Source organism: Salmonella enterica subsp. diarizonae (assembly GCF_008692785.1).
In the GTDB taxonomy this organism is placed as follows: domain Bacteria; phylum Pseudomonadota; class Gammaproteobacteria; order Enterobacterales; family Enterobacteriaceae; genus Salmonella; species Salmonella diarizonae.
Map to the genome: position 1 here is coordinate 86,665 of NZ_VXJV01000002.1, position 15,894 is coordinate 102,558.

The following is a 15,894-nucleotide window of genomic DNA, read 5'->3' on the forward strand; positions in this document are numbered from 1 at the left end:
GGATGTGTGATTAAAAAAGAGGCTGGGAAGAGAGGAGGCCGGATAGACGAGCGATATCCGGCACAACAGTAGAAGTACGCTTACTTTTTCCAGAAGTCGTCGAATACCGTAATCGGTAAACGGCGCTTATGTTCAGTTTTTACATACCAGCCTTCGATAGTTTTAGCGATGGCGGAGTCCAGCGTTTTACCTTCCAGATAATCGTCAATATTGTCATACGTTACGCCCAGCGCGGCTTCATCAGGCAGTGAGGGGCGGTCATCTTCCAAATCGGCGGTGGGGACTTTTTTATACAGATGCTCAGGACAGCCCAGCGCTGCGAGAAGCTGTTTGCCCTGGCGTTTGTTAAGGCGATGAAGTGGGTTAATATCGGTACCGCCATCGCCATATTTGGTGAAGAACCCGGTTACCGCTTCCGCCGCATGGTCGGTGCCCACCACGACGCCGTGAGTCATACCGGCGATGCTATATTGCGCTTTCATTCGCTCACGGGCTTTTTCATTGCCGCGAACAAAATCGCTCAGCTCAATTCCCGCTTCGCGCAGCGCCTGCTCGCTGGCGAGGACGGCGCCTTTAATATTGACGGTGAGTACTCTGTCCGGCTGAATAAAAGCAATGGCGTCCTGGCAATCCTGCTCATCGGCCTGTACGCCATAAGGCAGACGAACGGCGATAAACTGCAGCGCGTTATCGCCGGTCTCTTCCCGCAATTCGGCGATAGCCATCTGGCTGAGTTTACCGGCTAGCGTCGAATCCTGCCCGCCGCTGATGCCTAACACCAGCGATTTCAAAAAGGGATAGGTTTTCAGGTACGCTTTAAGAAAATCCACGCTGCGGCGAATTTCTTCTTCAGGGTTGATATGCGGTTTCGCGCCAAGCGCCTGGATTATCTCTTGCTGCAGAGTCATTTAACCCCCTTCGACATTAAAAAATGAATCATTACTCTGTTAAAGCTAACCCTTTGCCGCTGAAACGACAAGGTTTGACGGGCTAAGCGGTGTTTAAACCAACATGTATCTGCGTAGAGAATTTTCCGAAAGACTTTTTGTGGCGAGCCGCGGCTTGAAAAATGTTCTGATGTATTCCAGGCTTACATAACACGCTGATAAACAAGAGGACGGAAAATGAACAAGAACGTAGCAGGAATTTTAAGCGCAGCGGCGGTAATGACTATGCTGGCAGGCTGTACGGCGTATGATCGTACAAAAGACCAATTTGTTGAGCCTGTCGTTAAAGACGTTAAAAAAGGCATGAGCAGGGCGCAGGTTGCGCAGATTGCGGGCAAACCGTCATCTGAAGTGAGCATGATTCATGCGCGCGGTACCTGTCAGACCTACATCCTGGGTCAACGTGATGGTAAAGCGGAAACCTACTTTGTTGCGCTGGATGATACTGGGCACGTGATTAACTCCGGCTATCAGACCTGTGCGGAGTACGATACTGACCCACAGGCGCCGAAGCAGTAACAACTGTACATTGCCTGAACATTCAAGGAAACCGGCCAACGAGCCGGTTTTTTTGTGTCGGCAATAACCTTATTTATTATCGCGAATTATTTGCCCGAAATGTGAGGGGGGTCATAACGCCAGGTCAATGAGAGACAATTTAGTGGGTCAAGGAAATACCATCCGGCGGTCCGATCCCGTATACTCATTTCAGCCACCTAAAAAAGTAAATCCGGTTACGCAAGTCGCCCAGAGTATGGATGCAGGTTGAGGCTTGCGGAGTATCTGGTTGACAGATAATCGCACATGAGGAAGGTTTTTATGGAAAAGAAACACATTTATCTGTTTTGTTCTGCGGGCATGTCAACGTCATTACTGGTATCGAAAATGCGCGCCCAGGCTGAAAAATATGAAGTGCCGGTTATTATTGAAGCATTCCCTGAAACCCTGGCCGGTGAAAAAGGCCCGGCAGCGGATGTTGTGTTATTAGGCCCGCAAATTGCTTATATGCTCCCCGAAATTCAGCGTTTATTACCCGGTAAACCGGTAGAAGTCATTGATTCAATGTTGTACGGCAAGGTAGATGGTTTAGGCGTGCTTAAAGCTGCGGTAGCGGCAATTAAAAAAGCCGCTGCGAATTAATTATTTTTTAATTTTTCCCGTCAAAGAGTTATTTCATACACTAACCGCAATATTTTATTGCGGTATTTAAGGGTATTTTTCTATGAGTAACGTCATTGCTTCACTTGAAAAGGTACTCCTTCCTTTTGCTGTAAAAATAGGAAAGCAGCCACACGTTAATGCAATCAAGAACGGCTTTATTCGTTTAATGCCATTAACCCTTGCGGGGGCGATGTTTGTATTAATTAATAACGTTTTCCTGAGCTTTGGGGAGGGGTCGTTTTTTTATTCCATGGGCATTCGGCTTGATGCCTCAACCATTGAAACGCTGAATGGGTTGAAAGGCATCGGCGGGAACGTCTATAACGGCACATTGGGCATTATGTCGCTCATGGCGCCATTTTTTATCGGCATGGCGCTGGCGGAAGAGCGTAAGGTTGACGCACTGGCCGCCGGGTTGCTCTCCGTGGCGGCATTTATGACCGTAACGCCGTATAGCGTAGGCGAGGCCTATGCCGTAGGCGCTAACTGGCTGGGCGGCGCGAATATTATCTCCGGTATTATTATTGGTCTGGTGGTCGCGGAGATGTTTACGTTTGTTGTCCGGCGCAACTGGGTGATTAAACTACCGGACAGCGTACCGGCTTCGGTGTCTCGTTCATTCTCAGCATTAATTCCCGGCTTTATTATTCTCTCTATTATGGGGATTATTTCCTGGGCGCTGGCTAATTACGGTTCTAACTTCCATCAGATTATTATGGACACTATCTCTACGCCGCTGGCATCGCTGGGTAGCGTGGTAGGGTGGGCATATGTCATTTTTGTACCGCTGCTGTGGTTCTTTGGTATTCATGGTTCGCTGGCGCTGACCGCGCTGGACAGCGGCATCATGACACCCTGGGCGCTGGAAAACATCTCTATTTACCAGCAGTTTGGCTCCGTCGATGCGGCGTTGGAAGCGGGTAAAACGTTCCATGTGTGGGCGAAGCCGATGCTGGATTCTTATATCTTCCTCGGTGGTAGCGGCGCAACGCTGGGTCTGATCATCGCTATCTTCCTCGCATCTCGTCGCGCGGACTATCGCCAGGTGGCAAAACTGGCGCTGCCGTCGGGTATCTTCCAGATTAACGAACCCATCCTGTTTGGCCTGCCGATTATTATGAACCCGGTGATGTTTATCCCCTTTATTCTGGTACAGCCGATTCTGGCGGCGATTACGCTGATGGCTTACTATTTGGGTATTATTCCGCCGATTACCAATATTGCGCCGTGGACCATGCCAACCGGGCTGGGGGCGTTCTTTAACACCAACGGCAGCGTCGCCGCATTACTGGTCGCGCTATTTAACCTGGCGATCGCAACCCTGATTTATCTCCCCTTCGTGGTGGTTGCCAACAAAGCGCAGAACGCCATCGAGCAGGAAGAAAGCGAAGAAGATATCGCTAACGCACTGAAATTCTAAACTCCGCGCCGGCATGGGATGCCATGCCGGGCTAAATCAGAGGAAAGACTATGTTTGATCTTGAAAATGTTGTAGATAGCCAGACAGCGGCTGAGGAACTCGAAGAAGTCGTTATGGGGCTTATCATCAATTCTGGCCAGGCGCGCAGCCTGGCATATGGCGCGCTCAGAAAAGCGAAAGAAGGCGATTTTGAGGCGGCGAAAGCGATGATGGACCAGTCGCGTATGGCGCTCAATGAAGCGCATCTTGTGCAGACAAAACTCATTGAAGGCGATCAGGGCGAAGGTAAAATGAAAGTCAGTCTGGTCCTGGTTCACGCTCAGGATCATTTGATGACATCAATGCTGGCTCGTGAACTGATTGCCGAGTTGATTGAGCTCCATGAGAAACTGAAATAACAGGGGGCGGATGATGCAGTTACAGGTTAACGCGACGGAAATCAAAACGGTTTATGAGCAGCAGCTCTTCAATGGCAAAAATTTCCATGTGTTTATCTATAACAAGACGGAAAGCGTCACCGGGCTGCATCAGCACGACTACTATGAATTTACCCTGGTATTAACCGGACGCTATTACCAGGAAATCAACGGAAAGCGTGTGCTGCTGGAACGTGGAGATTTTGTTTTTATCCCGGTGGGATCGAATCACCAAAGTTTCTATGAGTTTGGCGCAACGCGTATCCTGAACGTAGGAATTAGTAAACGTTTTTTTGAACAGCATTATCTTCCGTTACTGCCGTTTTGTTTTGTGGCATCGCAGGTATATAGGGTGAATAGTACCTTCCTAACCTATATTGAAACGGTGATTGCATCGCTGAATTTTCGCGGCAATGGGCTCGACGAATTTATCGAAGTGGTGACATTTTATATTATAAACCGCTTACGCCATTACCGCGAAGAGCAGGTTTATGATGATATTCCACAATGGCTGAAAACAACCGTTGAGATAATGCATGATAAAACGCAGTTTGGCGAAAATGCGCTGGAAAATATGGTACGCCTGTCGGCAAAATCCCAGGAGTATCTGACGCGCGCCACCCGACGTTATTACAGCAAAACGCCGATGCAAATCATTAATGAGATTCGCATTAACTTTGCCAAGAAACAGTTGGAAATGACCAACTATTCGGTTACGGATATTGCTTATGAGGCTGGGTATAGTAGTCCAAGCCTGTTTATTAAAACGTTTAAGAAAATGACCTCATTCACGCCGAATAGTTATCGGAAACGATTGACGGAAATTAATGAATAACGGTTTGCATTGCTCGATTAACCACATTTCACACTTGCCCCAATAGCGCGAGGAACGTCACGCTATTTCTTATGAGCGGGCATAGCGTAATACATATCAGTGCCATGCACTGAAGGGAGATATTATGAGCCAGAAATTAAAAGTCGTCACTATTGGTGGCGGGAGCAGCTACACCCCTGAATTACTTGAAGGCTTTATTAAACGCTACCATGAATTACCTGTCACTGAATTATGGCTGGTTGACGTTGAAGATGGGAAAGAGAAGCTGGACATTATTTATGACCTCTGCCAGCGAATGATTGATAAAGCAGGCGTTCCGCTAAAACTGTATAAAACGCTGGATCGCCGGGAAGCGCTGAAAGACGCTAATTTTGTCACTACCCAGCTACGCGTTGGTCAACTTAAAGCCCGTGAGCTGGACGAGCGTATCCCGCTTAGCCACGGCTATCTGGGGCAGGAAACCAACGGCGCTGGCGGTTTATTTAAAGGGCTGCGTACCATTCCGGTTATTTTTGGCATCATTAAAGATGTTGAAGAGTTATGTCCGAATGCGTGGGTCATTAACTTTACTAATCCGGCGGGGATGGTGACGGAAGCGGTTTATCGCCATACCAACTTTAAAAAATTCATCGGCGTATGTAATATTCCTGTCGGCATGAAAATGTTTATTCATGACGTGCTGGCGCTGAATGAGAATGACGATCTTTCCATTGACCTGTTTGGTTTAAACCATATGGTCTTTATTAAAGATGTGCTGGTAAATGGCACCTCACGGTTCGCAGAATTACTGGATGGCGTGGCGTCCGGTCAGTTGAAAGCGTCAACCGTAAAAAATATCTTTGATCTGCCGTTTAGTGAAGGATTGATTCGCTCGCTGAACATGCTGCCGTGCTCTTATTTGCTGTATTACTTCAAGCAAAAAGAGATGTTGGCTATTGAAATGGGCGAATACTACAAAGGTGGTGCGCGCGCTCAGGTAGTGCAAAAAGTGGAGAAACAACTCTTCGATTTGTACAAAAATCCTGAGCTAAACGTGAAACCGAAAGAGCTTGAGCAGCGCGGCGGCGCTTATTATTCCGATGCTGCTTGTGAAGTCATTAACGCTATTTATAATGACAAGCAGACGGAGCATTACGTTAATATTCCACATCATGGGCATGTAGAGAATATCCCGGCGGACTGGGCGGTGGAAATGACCTGCATTCTGGGACGCAATGGCGCGGCGCCGCACCCGCGTATCACCCGTTTTGACGAAAAAGTGCTGGGGCTTATCCATACCATTAAAGGGTTTGAGATCGCAGCCAGTAATGCGGCGCTGAGCGGAAACTTCAATGATGTGCTGCTGGCGCTTAACCTGAGTCCGCTGGTGCATTCCGACCGCGACGCAGAAGTCCTGGCGCGTGAGCTCATTCTGGCGCATGAAAAATGGTTGCCTAATTTTGCTGCTTGCATCGAAGCGCTTAAAGATAAGCAACTCTGACAGAGGTAGGCTATGGAACGCGTGTTGATTGTGAATGCAGATGATTTTGGCCTGAGTAAAGGGCAAAATTACGGCATTGTTGAAGCATATCGCAACGGCGTTGTGACCTCCACGACTGCGCTGGTCAATGGCGAGGCTATTGACCATGCGGCGCAGCTTAGCCGCGAGCTGCCCGCGCTGGGGGTGGGAATGCATTTTGTTTTGACGTTAGGCAAACCGGTTTCAGAGATGCCGGGCCTGACGCGAGATGGCCTGTTGGGGAAATGGATCTGGCAAATGGCGGAGGAGGATACGCTTCCGCTGGATGAAATTGCGCATGAACTGGCGTGTCAGTATCAGCGTTTTATCGAAGTATTTGGCCGCGAGCCAACGCATCTCGACAGCCACCATCATGTGCATATGTTCCCGCAAATTTTCCCCATCGTCGCCCGCTTTGCGGCGCAGCGCGGGATTGCGTTGCGTATCGACCGCCAGACGGTGTTGAACGCAGACGATCTGCCGTCGGATTTGCGCAGTACTCAAGGATTTAGTAGTGAGTTTTACGGCGAGGAGATCGCCGAAGCGTGCTTTTTACGCATTCTGGATGCTTCGGCGCACCGAGGAGAAACCTCTCTGGAGGTGATGTGTCATCCGGCGTTTGTTGACAACATTATTCGCCAGAGTGCCTATTGTTACCCCCGCTTAACTGAACTGGATGTATTGACGTCTGCGTCACTCAAGGCAGCGATTGCGGAACGTGGATATCGTCCTGGCAGTTTTCTTGATATTTAGCTCCTGAGTTTGCGGCGCAAGAATGCGCCGCATTTTTTGCCGTTTATGCAGGAATCGCGTTAATTTTCCCGGCACGCGACCAGACTCGGTGTGCCGCCATCAGCGTTAGCAGGGTGTCCAGAAAGTGGTGGTCAACGTTATCTGCCTCAATAAGTCCTTCTTCTCCCTGATTATCAATGTCTAATAGCGCCTTAAACCGTCGGGCATCGCCTGCCAGTGCGATGGGCTTCAGATGTTTGTAGGCTTCCAGAAGGTAGTATCGGGCATCGCCGCAACTCTCGATATCGGCAATATTGCCGCACGGTACTATTACCGCATCGACCGTTAGCGACGGCGCGCCGGCAAAGGTTGCTGCAATGGTTAAGGTTGAACCGTCATCAGCCGTTACTTCACCCATCCGTGAATAGAGCAGTTTTGCGTGGACGCCTTTGGCTTTTAAGGCCTGCAAAATGGTAAGCAGATCGGCGGCGTTAACCTTGTCGTTCAGCAGAATAGCGACCACGCGGCCTTTAACATCGCCGTCTGGCACCGCATACAGGCTGAGCGCCGGATCTTTTTTCAGACCGTTGACATCAGGAGGCGGGGCAATTTGCGTTTGCTCATGGGTGAGCTCAAAACCGAGATTATGCGCGACGCCCTGAGCCAGCGTGACATCAATATGCGCTAACTGATCGACCACCCGCTCCCGAATATACGCGCGGGCGACTTTACCCAGTTCAAAGCTGAACGCGTCAATAATATGCTGCTGCTCTATCGGCGTCTGACTGAGCCAGAACAGGCGTGGGTGCGCGTAATATTCACCGAAAGAGGGGCTGCGCTCGCGGATTTTATTGCCATCCACGCGTTCCTGGTATGATTCGAAGCCGCCGCGTTTTGGCGCCGGTGGCGTTTCGCGCGGCCAGTTGTCATTAATGGAGTTCGGTTCATAGTTCGCCGGATTGGTGTCGATATCCATCCGGTGCATACCGTCACGCTGGAAGTTATGGTAGGGGCAGGTGGGGCGGTTAATCGGAATTTCGTGGAAGTTTGGCCCGCCCAGGCGGCTGATTTGCGTGTCGGTATAAGAGAACAGACGCCCCTGTAACAGCGGGTCGTTGGTAAAATCAATGCCGGGAACGATATGTCCCGGATGAAATGCCGCCTGTTCGTTTTCAGCGAAAAAGTTATCCGGATTACGGTTTAACACCATTTTGCCGACGCGTTGTACTGGCACCAACTCTTCCGGGATCAGTTTGGTCGGATCGAGCAGATCAAAATCGAATTTAAATTCATCCTCTTCTGCAATAAGTTGTAGGCCCAGCTCGTATTCCGGGAAATCGCCCGCTTCGATGGCCTCCCACAGATCCCGGCGGTGAAAATCCGGATCTCGACCGGTCAGTTTTTGTGACTCATCCCACACCAGCGAGGCTTTACCTGCCAACGGTTTCCAGTGGAAACGGACAAAGGTCGCTTTCCCTTGCGCATTGATCAGGCGGAAGGTGTGAATGCCGAACCCTTCCATCGTTCGATAACTGCGTGGAATGCCGCGATCCGACATTGCCCACATGACGTTGTGCAGCGTCTCAGGCTGTAAGGAAACATAGTCCCAGAAGGTGTCATGCGCGCTCTGCCCTTGCGGAATAGCCCAATGTGGTTCGGGCTTAACGGCGTGCACAAAATCCGGAAACTTATGCGCATCCTGGATAAAAAAGATCGGAGTGTTATTGCCGACGAGATCGAAAATTCCCTCTTCGGTATAAAATTTGGTCGCAAAACCGCGGATATCACGTACGGTATCAGCAGACCCTGCACCGCCCTGTACTGTCGAAAAGCGAACAAAGACCGGGGTAATTTTCTGTGGATCGCACAGAAACGCGGCTTTCGTGATGTCGCTCAGGTCTTTATATGGCTGAAAATAGCCGTGTGCTGCAGAGCCGCGGGCGTGAACGATCCTCTCCGGGATACGCTCATGGTCAAAATGGGTAATTTTCTCGCGCAGGATAAAATCTTCCAGCAGCGTAGGGCCACGGCTGCCGGCGCGAAGAGAATTTTGATCGTCGGCGATGCGCACGCCCTGATTGGTGGTTAGCGCATAATTTTCGCTGCCTTTACGAAAGGCGTCGAGGGCGGTGAGCTTATCATTCGCGGTCTCGGGCGCTTTTAAGCTGCCGGGGGCCGTTGGTTGTGCGCCCGGCGGCGTCGGTTCTGGCGTGGGGCGATGTGAACCGTCTGATGGCGCCAGGGAATCCAGACCAGGCTGTGATTCACGGGTATCATGCACGGGGGACTGATGGGAGGATTTCTCATTATGCGACATTGAACTCGTCTCCTGCTTTCATCACTGAAATGGGCGTGGTAGTAGTCAAAATCACTCTAACTATAGAACATTTCAGCAATTATGCCGGGGGAGAGCGGAACGGCAGAAAAAGGCGCAACGGGGAAATCGCACGCGTGGGACAGGACGTCGGGGGCGAAGATCGGCTAAAATAGTGTTTTTCTGATTTTTAGCCTTAGCCTCTTTTAGTGAAGCATTAATGATGAAACCTCTTCGCCAGCAAAATCGCCAGATTATTAGCTATATTCCGCGTGTTGAACCCGCGCCGCCGGAACATGCGATAAAAATGGATACGTTTCGCGACGTCTGGATACTGCGCGGTAAGTATGTTGCCTTTGTTCTGATGGGGGAGTCATTTCAACGGTCGCCCGCCTTTAGTGTGCCAGAATCGGCGCAGCGTTGGGCGAATCAGGTTCGCCAGGAAAACGAAATCGCTGACTAAGAAAAAACAAAAACGCCGGTACTGGAGACCGGCGTTTTTAGTGACAGACATTTTGAGTTGTTGAGCGTCGTGTCTCAAACGATGTGAACTGCCGATAATGTATTATCGATGCGCCAGTTCGGCGTCTTCTTCGCTATCGAGGATGGTTTTATCGGTCTGCTTCAGCCACTGGCTGGTCAGCGTACCAGCGGTCATTGAGCCGCTCACGTTCAGTGCGGTACGGCCCATATCAATCAACGGTTCGACGGAGATTAACAGCGCGACCAGCGTGACCGGTAAGCCCATGGCAGGCAGCACAATCAGCGCGGCGAAGGTCGCGCCGCCGCCAACGCCGGCAACACCCGCCGAACTTACGGTAACGATACCCACCAGCGTGGCTATCCATACGGGGTCTAAGGGGTTGATGCCGACCGTCGGCGCAACCATTACCGCCAGCATCGCAGGATAAAGACCGGCGCAACCGTTTTGACCGATGGTTGCGCCAAAAGAGGCAGCAAAGCTGGCGATGGACTCCGGCACGCCCAGGCGGCGGGTTTGCGCTTCGACATTTAGGGGAATGGAGGCGGCGCTGGAGCGGCTGGTAAAGGCAAATGTCAGCACCGGCCATACCTTGCGGAAATATTTCAGCGGGCTAATCCCGTTCACGCCCAATAGTATGCCGTGAACCACAAACATTATCGCCAGACCAAGATATGACGCTACCACGAAGCTTCCAAGCTTAATGATGTCCTGCAGGTTAGAGCCGGCAACCACTTTAGTCATCAGCGCCAGTACGCCGTAAGGCGTAAGTTGCATCACCAGACGCACCAGCTTCATCACCCAGCTTTGCAGGGTATCGATAGCAACAAGCACGCGCTCGCCTTTTGGCGCATCATCTTTCAGCAGTTTGAGCGCGGCAACGCCCAGAAACGCGGCGAAAATCACCACGCTGATAATAGACGTAGGGTTTGCGCCAGTCAGATCCGCAAACGGGTTTTTCGGCACAAAAGAGAGCACCAGTTGCGGCACGCTGAGATCGGCCACTTTGCCGACATAACTCGTCTCAATGGCATTCAGACGCGCGGTTTCCGCGCCGCCCTGAACCAGTCCTTCCGCCGTCAGCCCGAACAGATTTGTCACCAGCACGCCCACCAGCGCCGCGATAAGGGTAGTAAATAGCAGCGTGCCAATAGTCAGAAAACTGATTTTTCCCAATTGAGAGGCATTATGCAGTCGTGCCACGGCGCTTAAAATAGAGGCGAATACCAGCGGCATCACAATCATTTGCAGCAATTGCACATAACCGTTGCCGACAATATTGAACCACTGAATGGAGTCTTTTAACACCTGACTGTCAGCGCCATAAATGGTGTGCAGGGCCAGACCAAAGATCACGCCCATCACAAGGCCGACAAGTACTTTTTTAGCCAGACTCCACTGTTTATGACGGGCCTGCGCCAGTACAAACAGCAGAATGACGAACACCGCAATGTTCGCGATTAATGGAAAATTCATCCCCGTTCTCCTGATTTTTTTATTATGAAGCGCTGTGTTTTAGCGATTCTGTTGGCGCAAGATTAGCAGAACTGTGAGCTGGCTCTTATATTCAAATGGAATGGTTTATGCCAAAAATGACTTTGGCGTTGATTTACTAATCAATCTGGTGATTTATAAAACGATTGAACTGCATTTGCAGGATAGTGATCATCTGCGAAGACCAGCGTATGGCGCTATTTTCCGGAATCGACTGCGGCATCCACACCGCCCAGGCAAACAACGCCATACATAAAAATCGCTCCAGTTGATTGCCTTTGCGCGGCGCCAGAATAGGCAGGCGGAAACGCCAGCGGCACGGCCACAGTAAGGGAACGCCCGCGGGCGTGAGCATATCCGCGACGATATGGCTTAAATAGCCGAGTACCATGCCTTGCAGCGCATCCGCCGGGATAATCCACGTATCCGGTACCTTGAGATAAAAGGTCGCCAGTAGGGCAAAGACCGCCAGCAGACTATGGGTAAACCCCCGGTGACCGAATGCTCGGGCGATCGGTTTCGATACCCATTTCAGGCGCTGACCCAGAAAAGATTTGGGGTGGTCGATATCCGGCAGCAGGCAGGTCAAAATAGCCGAAGGAATAATATGCCACCAGTCGCCCTGCGCAAGGACAGGCGTTAACTCGGCATTCTTGGCGAAAACCGCGCTGGCTATAGAAAAAAGAAGATGTCCTTCCGCCGTCATGATAAAACCCACCAAACTGTCAATTCATACAGTATAGGGTTTTTATACAGTAGGCGGAAGTGGTGACGTTGTAACTCTTTGTCTCTGTCAAAGCCGCTTGCCACCTGGCTCAGCGGCTAATCGACGGTTGACTTCGTTTCGGAAACATCTTAACCGAGTAGATGCGTCGCCGTCAGCCCCGTCAGCGAGTTAAGTTTGACATTCGCCAGCGCAAAGCGCGGATCGTGCTGGTTCTCTTCTGCCGGCACTACAATAGCGCGCATTCGTGCCGCCTTTGCCGCGATTAAACCATTCACCGAGTCCTCCAGCGCCACGCAGGTTAATGGATCAACGCCTAATTTGGCCGCACAATCCAGATAGACCTGTGGGTGCGGTTTGCTGTAGGGCAATTTTTCCGCAGAAGCCAGTGCGTCAAAACTGTCGCGTAGTTCAAACATGGTGAGCACTTTTTCCAGCATATGTAGCGGCGATGCCGAGGCCAGCCCTACTAATAGCCCCTGCGCTTTGCACAGCGCCACGGCCTCACGCACGCCCGGCAAAAGAGGGCGTGTCTCTTCGATAAGCGTAATCGCGCGGGCAATAACACGGTTTGTCACTTCCTGGCGATCGGGGCCGTTCCACGGTTGCTGCGCAAACCAGAGGTCCACAACCATATCAATGCGTAGCCCAAGCGTGTCGGGCAGCTCATGGCGTCGAGTAATATCTACGCCTAAACTTGCTATCACATCCAGTTCAGCGCGATCCCAGAGCGGTTCGGAATCGATCAGTAGTCCATCCATATCGAAAATTGCCGCAAGAATTTGACGTGGGGTTGACATCACAACCTCTCCTGTTGAGATTAAAAAATAACGAATTAAGCGTTCATTATGACCATGTTCTTAGTATATCGCCCTTAAAGATCAGGCGAAAACGGGAATCAACAGGTAGACTTAGGCCAAAACGACGCGTCTTTATCAAGGGGAACTCATGACGTATCAACAAGCTGGACGCATTGCAATCCTAAAAAGAGTTGTAGGGTGGGTTATTTTTATTCCGGCACTGCTTTCCACGCTCATCTCAGTCCTTAAATTTATGTATGCGCACAGTGAAAAGCAGGAGGGGATAAATGCGGTAATGCTGGATTTTACCCACGTAATGATAGACATGATGCGCGTGAATACGCCGTTTCTGAATGTTTTTTGGTACAACTCGCCGACGCCAAATTTTCAGGGAAGCCTGAATATCGGTTTCTGGCTGATTTTTATCCTGATTTTTGTCGGGCTGGCGATGCAGGATTCCGGCGCCAGAATGAGCCGCCAGTCGCGTTTTTTACGTGAAGGCGTGGAAGATCAGTTGATTCTGGAAAAAGCAAAAGGCGCGGAAGGGTTAACGCGTGAGCAGATAGAGTCACGTATCGTGGTGCCGCACCATACCATCTTTTTACAGTTTTTCCCGCTCTATATTTTGCCAGTCATTATTATCGTGCTCGGCTACTTTTTCTTTTCTTTATTAGGTTTCATGTAATCTGAAAAATGCCGGATAGCGTGTGGTATGCGAAGCGTATCCGGCATAGATCCGTACCTATACCGCAAGCAACCGATCCATCGCTTTTTGCGCAATGACCAGTTGTTGACCGCCAAACAGCCTTGCCCGATTAAGCAGGGTGTAGAGCTGGTAAATCGGCTGCCTGTCGAGAAAATCCAGCGGTAACGGCGAAACGGACTGATAGCCGTCATAAATCTGCGGTGGCTGATCGGTATGCAGCGGCAGCATCGCCAGATCACATTCTCTGTCGCCCCAATAGCAGGCTGGATCAAAGATATAGGGGCCGTCAGGGCCAAGCGCGCAGTTCGCTGACCATAGATCGCCATGCAAAAGAGAAGGCTGTGGTTGATGCGACGCCAGACGTTGCTGAACATGTTCAACAATGGCGTCAATATTACCAAAGGTAATGCCTTTTTCCGCGGCGAGTTCAAGCTGCCAGCCAATGCGCTGTTCGGCGAAAAAAGTCGACCAACGGCGTTGCCAGGTATTCGGCTGCGGCGTGGTAGAGAGCGCGTTGTCAAAATCGAGACCGAATTGTGGTTGATCGCTCCATTGGTGCAGGCGCGCCAGCTGTTGCCCAAGAATAAACGCATTATGAGCGTCCAGCGGGCGGGGCGGGAGATAGTCCATGACTAAAAAGCTGTAATCCCGATCCGAACCTACCGCCCATACCTTAGGCACAACAACGGTTTTACTGCGGGAGAGTAGCTCCAGCTGATCGGCTTCAGCGGTAAAACCGCGAAGCATTTCTCGTTCATCGCACTTCACGAAAAAATCATGGCCTGCATAACGTAAATGCCATGCGGCATGAACTTCTCCGCCAGGCAGTTCATTACGCAGTTCGATTTCGCCTTCACCGACTTGCTCGCTTAAAAGACGACTGATAGCTTGCCACATAATGTCTCTCCCCACGTTGTCTGCCAGATCATAAGGTTAGCGCAAAAATGCGGTTAAAAAATACGAACTAACGCACATCGCGGACGTGCCGCGGCGGGAATGGCACTTATTGTGCGTTTTTACTCCACTCCTCCCAGGTCGCTATGGTAATGTCGACATCCTTATCTAACGCGCTTTTCGCCAGTCCGGCGACAAGCGCTTTGATTTCATCAGCGCTCTGAGTGCTAATAAAGCCGAACGTATTGGTGCCGAGTTCATGCACATTTCCTGCACCGTCCGTTAACGTCAGCAAAAAACCGCTGCGCGTCAGATGGTTATTGAGTTCGTTAATCTCGGTCAGGGAATCTTCATGGAAGGTTACGGTAATCACATAACGGGTAATATCGCCACTGGCCATCGTTCACCTCGTTGGAAGTAAATGTGTTTTTAACAGAGGCGGATACGCCGCCCGTCAACCGATTTTCCGATTTCCCCCTCGGCGAGGGGGAGGCGATTATTGCGCGGAAAGATAGGCGTATATTTTTTGGGTATCGTCACGAGAACACAGACGCGTACCCTGATTGAGCGTAGCGGCGCTGCCTGCCGCCACGCCAAAGCGCACCATCTCTTCCAGCGACGCGTCTTGCGCCAGTTTTAACGTCATAGCACCCACCATACTATCACCTGCGCCGACGGTACTTTGACTTTTCACCGGGGGAGGAACAACCTGGATGCAATTCTTGCTGTCTACACCCAGCGCCCCTTGCGGCCCCAGAGAAACAACTACCCGGCGCGCTTTGCCGCTTTGCACTAATTCCCTGGCCGCTTTACGCACATCATCAGGCTGCGTCAGATCACGATTGACCAACGCGCTCAATTCTTTCAGGTTAGGTTTCACCAGTTCGATATCGCCAAGCGCCAGCGCGGCAGTGAGCGCGTCGCCAGAGCTATCAATAATGCAGCGAATACCTTGCTTTTGCGCGGCGGAAATCAGTTGTGTGAGTTTCTCGACCTTAACGCCGGGCGGAAGGCTGCCGCTGATAACCAGGATTGCCCCGGATTCAATTTCCAGCACCTGTTCTTCAAGCTGACGAAATTCGTCATCGTCCAGCGTGGCGCCGGGCATAACAAAACGATATTGCTCGCCGCTGGACTCGACGTGGACGTGCAGGTTCTGACGCGTCCAGTCTTTCGCATCGACGGTAACAACGGGGACATTTTCGTCAGCCAGTAGTGCGGCCAGATGTTCGCCGGTAGCGCCACCGGCCGGAAAAATCGCGGTCGCGGTGCCGCCAAGATGCGCAATGGCGCGGGCGACATTAATACCGCCGCCGCCGGGTTCGAATACCGGCGCGGAGCACCGCAGTTTACCTTCGGGATAAATTTGCGGCGTGATTGTTGCGCTATCGAGAGAGGGCGCAAGCGTCAACGTATAGATACGTACCATCGTTACCTCCTGTTAGGCTGATTTCAGTCTGGCACTTAATCCC

Annotated in this window: 17 protein-coding genes; 9 read left to right on the forward strand and 8 right to left on the reverse strand. The window is 51.0% G+C overall.

Annotation, left to right across the window (positions count from 1 at the left end; translation table 11 throughout):
- Positions 1-80 precede the first annotated feature (80 nt).
- On the reverse strand, positions 81-908 hold the full coding sequence (nadE, locus tag F4V72_RS04360) for an ammonia-dependent NAD(+) synthetase (protein ID WP_023248010.1): 828 nt from the start codon (positions 906-908) through the stop codon (positions 81-83).
- Between the two features lie 216 nt (positions 909-1,124).
- Between nadE and osmE the strand changes: the two genes are divergently transcribed.
- The 7 genes from osmE to chbG all read left to right on the forward strand — a co-directional run bounded on the left by osmE (position 1,125) and on the right by chbG (position 7,030).
- Complete coding sequence (gene osmE, locus F4V72_RS04365) at positions 1,125-1,466, forward strand: osmotically-inducible lipoprotein OsmE (RefSeq protein WP_001039301.1); 342 nt, start codon at positions 1,125-1,127, stop codon at positions 1,464-1,466.
- 300 nt (positions 1,467-1,766) lie between these two features.
- Positions 1,767-2,087: a PTS N,N'-diacetylchitobiose transporter subunit IIB gene (gene chbB, locus F4V72_RS04370; protein ID WP_000412161.1), complete on the forward strand. Its 321-nt coding sequence runs from the start codon at positions 1,767-1,769 to the stop codon at positions 2,085-2,087.
- 82 nt (positions 2,088-2,169) lie between these two features.
- Complete coding sequence (gene chbC, locus F4V72_RS04375) at positions 2,170-3,528, forward strand: PTS N,N'-diacetylchitobiose transporter subunit IIC (protein ID WP_053529803.1); 1,359 nt, start codon at positions 2,170-2,172, stop codon at positions 3,526-3,528.
- Positions 3,529-3,578: 50 nt separating this feature from the next.
- The gene (chbA, locus tag F4V72_RS04380; RefSeq protein ID WP_000459884.1) at positions 3,579-3,926 is read left to right on the forward strand and encodes a PTS N,N'-diacetylchitobiose transporter subunit IIA; all 348 of its coding nucleotides are present in this window, start codon (positions 3,579-3,581) and stop codon (positions 3,924-3,926) included.
- Between the two features lie 10 nt (positions 3,927-3,936).
- Positions 3,937-4,779: a transcriptional regulator ChbR gene (gene chbR / locus F4V72_RS04385; protein WP_023248012.1), complete on the forward strand. Its 843-nt coding sequence runs from the start codon at positions 3,937-3,939 to the stop codon at positions 4,777-4,779.
- Positions 4,780-4,903: 124 nt separating this feature from the next.
- The gene (locus tag F4V72_RS04390) at positions 4,904-6,259 is read left to right on the forward strand and encodes a 6-phospho-beta-glucosidase (protein WP_053509405.1); all 1,356 of its coding nucleotides are present in this window, start codon (positions 4,904-4,906) and stop codon (positions 6,257-6,259) included.
- Between the two features lie 12 nt (positions 6,260-6,271).
- Positions 6,272-7,030 (forward strand): chitin disaccharide deacetylase, encoded by a 759-nt coding sequence (chbG, locus tag F4V72_RS04395; protein ID WP_023248014.1) that lies wholly within the window; start codon positions 6,272-6,274, stop codon positions 7,028-7,030.
- A 43-nt stretch (positions 7,031-7,073) separates the two neighbouring features.
- On the opposite strand, the gene katE is transcribed toward chbG, so the two are convergent.
- A complete protein-coding gene (katE, locus tag F4V72_RS04400) occupies positions 7,074-9,326 on the reverse strand; it encodes a catalase HPII (protein WP_136058244.1) in 2,253 nt (750 codons plus the stop codon).
- 217 nt (positions 9,327-9,543) lie between these two features.
- Between katE and cedA the strand changes: the two genes are divergently transcribed.
- Positions 9,544-9,786, forward strand: coding sequence for a cell division activator CedA (gene cedA, locus F4V72_RS04405; protein WP_000977509.1), 243 nt, complete (start codon positions 9,544-9,546; stop codon positions 9,784-9,786).
- 102 nt (positions 9,787-9,888) lie between these two features.
- Here the strand turns inward: cedA and tcyP are convergent, their stop codons facing one another.
- The 3 genes from tcyP to hxpB all read right to left on the reverse strand — a co-directional run bounded on the left by tcyP (position 9,889) and on the right by hxpB (position 12,822).
- Entirely contained in the window at positions 9,889-11,280 is a 1,392-nt protein-coding gene (gene tcyP / locus F4V72_RS04410; protein ID WP_001010654.1) for a cystine/sulfocysteine:cation symporter, read from the reverse strand.
- A gap of 136 nt (positions 11,281-11,416) precedes the next feature.
- On the reverse strand, positions 11,417-12,016 hold the full coding sequence (locus F4V72_RS04415) for a metal-dependent hydrolase (RefSeq protein ID WP_024149668.1): 600 nt from the start codon (positions 12,014-12,016) through the stop codon (positions 11,417-11,419).
- A gap of 137 nt (positions 12,017-12,153) precedes the next feature.
- Positions 12,154-12,822, reverse strand: coding sequence for a hexitol phosphatase HxpB (gene hxpB / locus F4V72_RS04420; RefSeq protein WP_053529799.1), 669 nt, complete (start codon positions 12,820-12,822; stop codon positions 12,154-12,156).
- A gap of 148 nt (positions 12,823-12,970) precedes the next feature.
- Here hxpB and F4V72_RS04425 point away from each other — a divergent pair, with 148 nt between their 5' ends.
- Positions 12,971-13,507 carry a YniB family protein gene (locus F4V72_RS04425; protein ID WP_000222158.1) on the forward strand — a complete coding sequence of 179 codons (537 nt, stop codon included), beginning with the start codon at positions 12,971-12,973 and terminating at the stop codon, positions 13,505-13,507.
- 57 nt (positions 13,508-13,564) lie between these two features.
- Here F4V72_RS04425 and F4V72_RS04430 read toward each other — a convergent pair whose 3' ends face one another.
- The 3 genes from F4V72_RS04430 to pfkB form a co-directional block, all read right to left on the reverse strand.
- Complete coding sequence (locus F4V72_RS04430; protein WP_053509395.1) at positions 13,565-14,425, reverse strand: fructosamine kinase family protein; 861 nt, start codon at positions 14,423-14,425, stop codon at positions 13,565-13,567.
- Between the two features lie 106 nt (positions 14,426-14,531).
- Positions 14,532-14,822, reverse strand: coding sequence for a type V toxin-antitoxin system endoribonuclease antitoxin GhoS (gene ghoS, locus F4V72_RS04435; protein WP_053509393.1), 291 nt, complete (start codon positions 14,820-14,822; stop codon positions 14,532-14,534).
- A gap of 96 nt (positions 14,823-14,918) precedes the next feature.
- On the reverse strand, positions 14,919-15,851 hold the full coding sequence (pfkB, locus tag F4V72_RS04440) for a 6-phosphofructokinase II (RefSeq protein ID WP_136058245.1): 933 nt from the start codon (positions 15,849-15,851) through the stop codon (positions 14,919-14,921).
- Positions 15,852-15,894 lie beyond the last annotated feature (43 nt).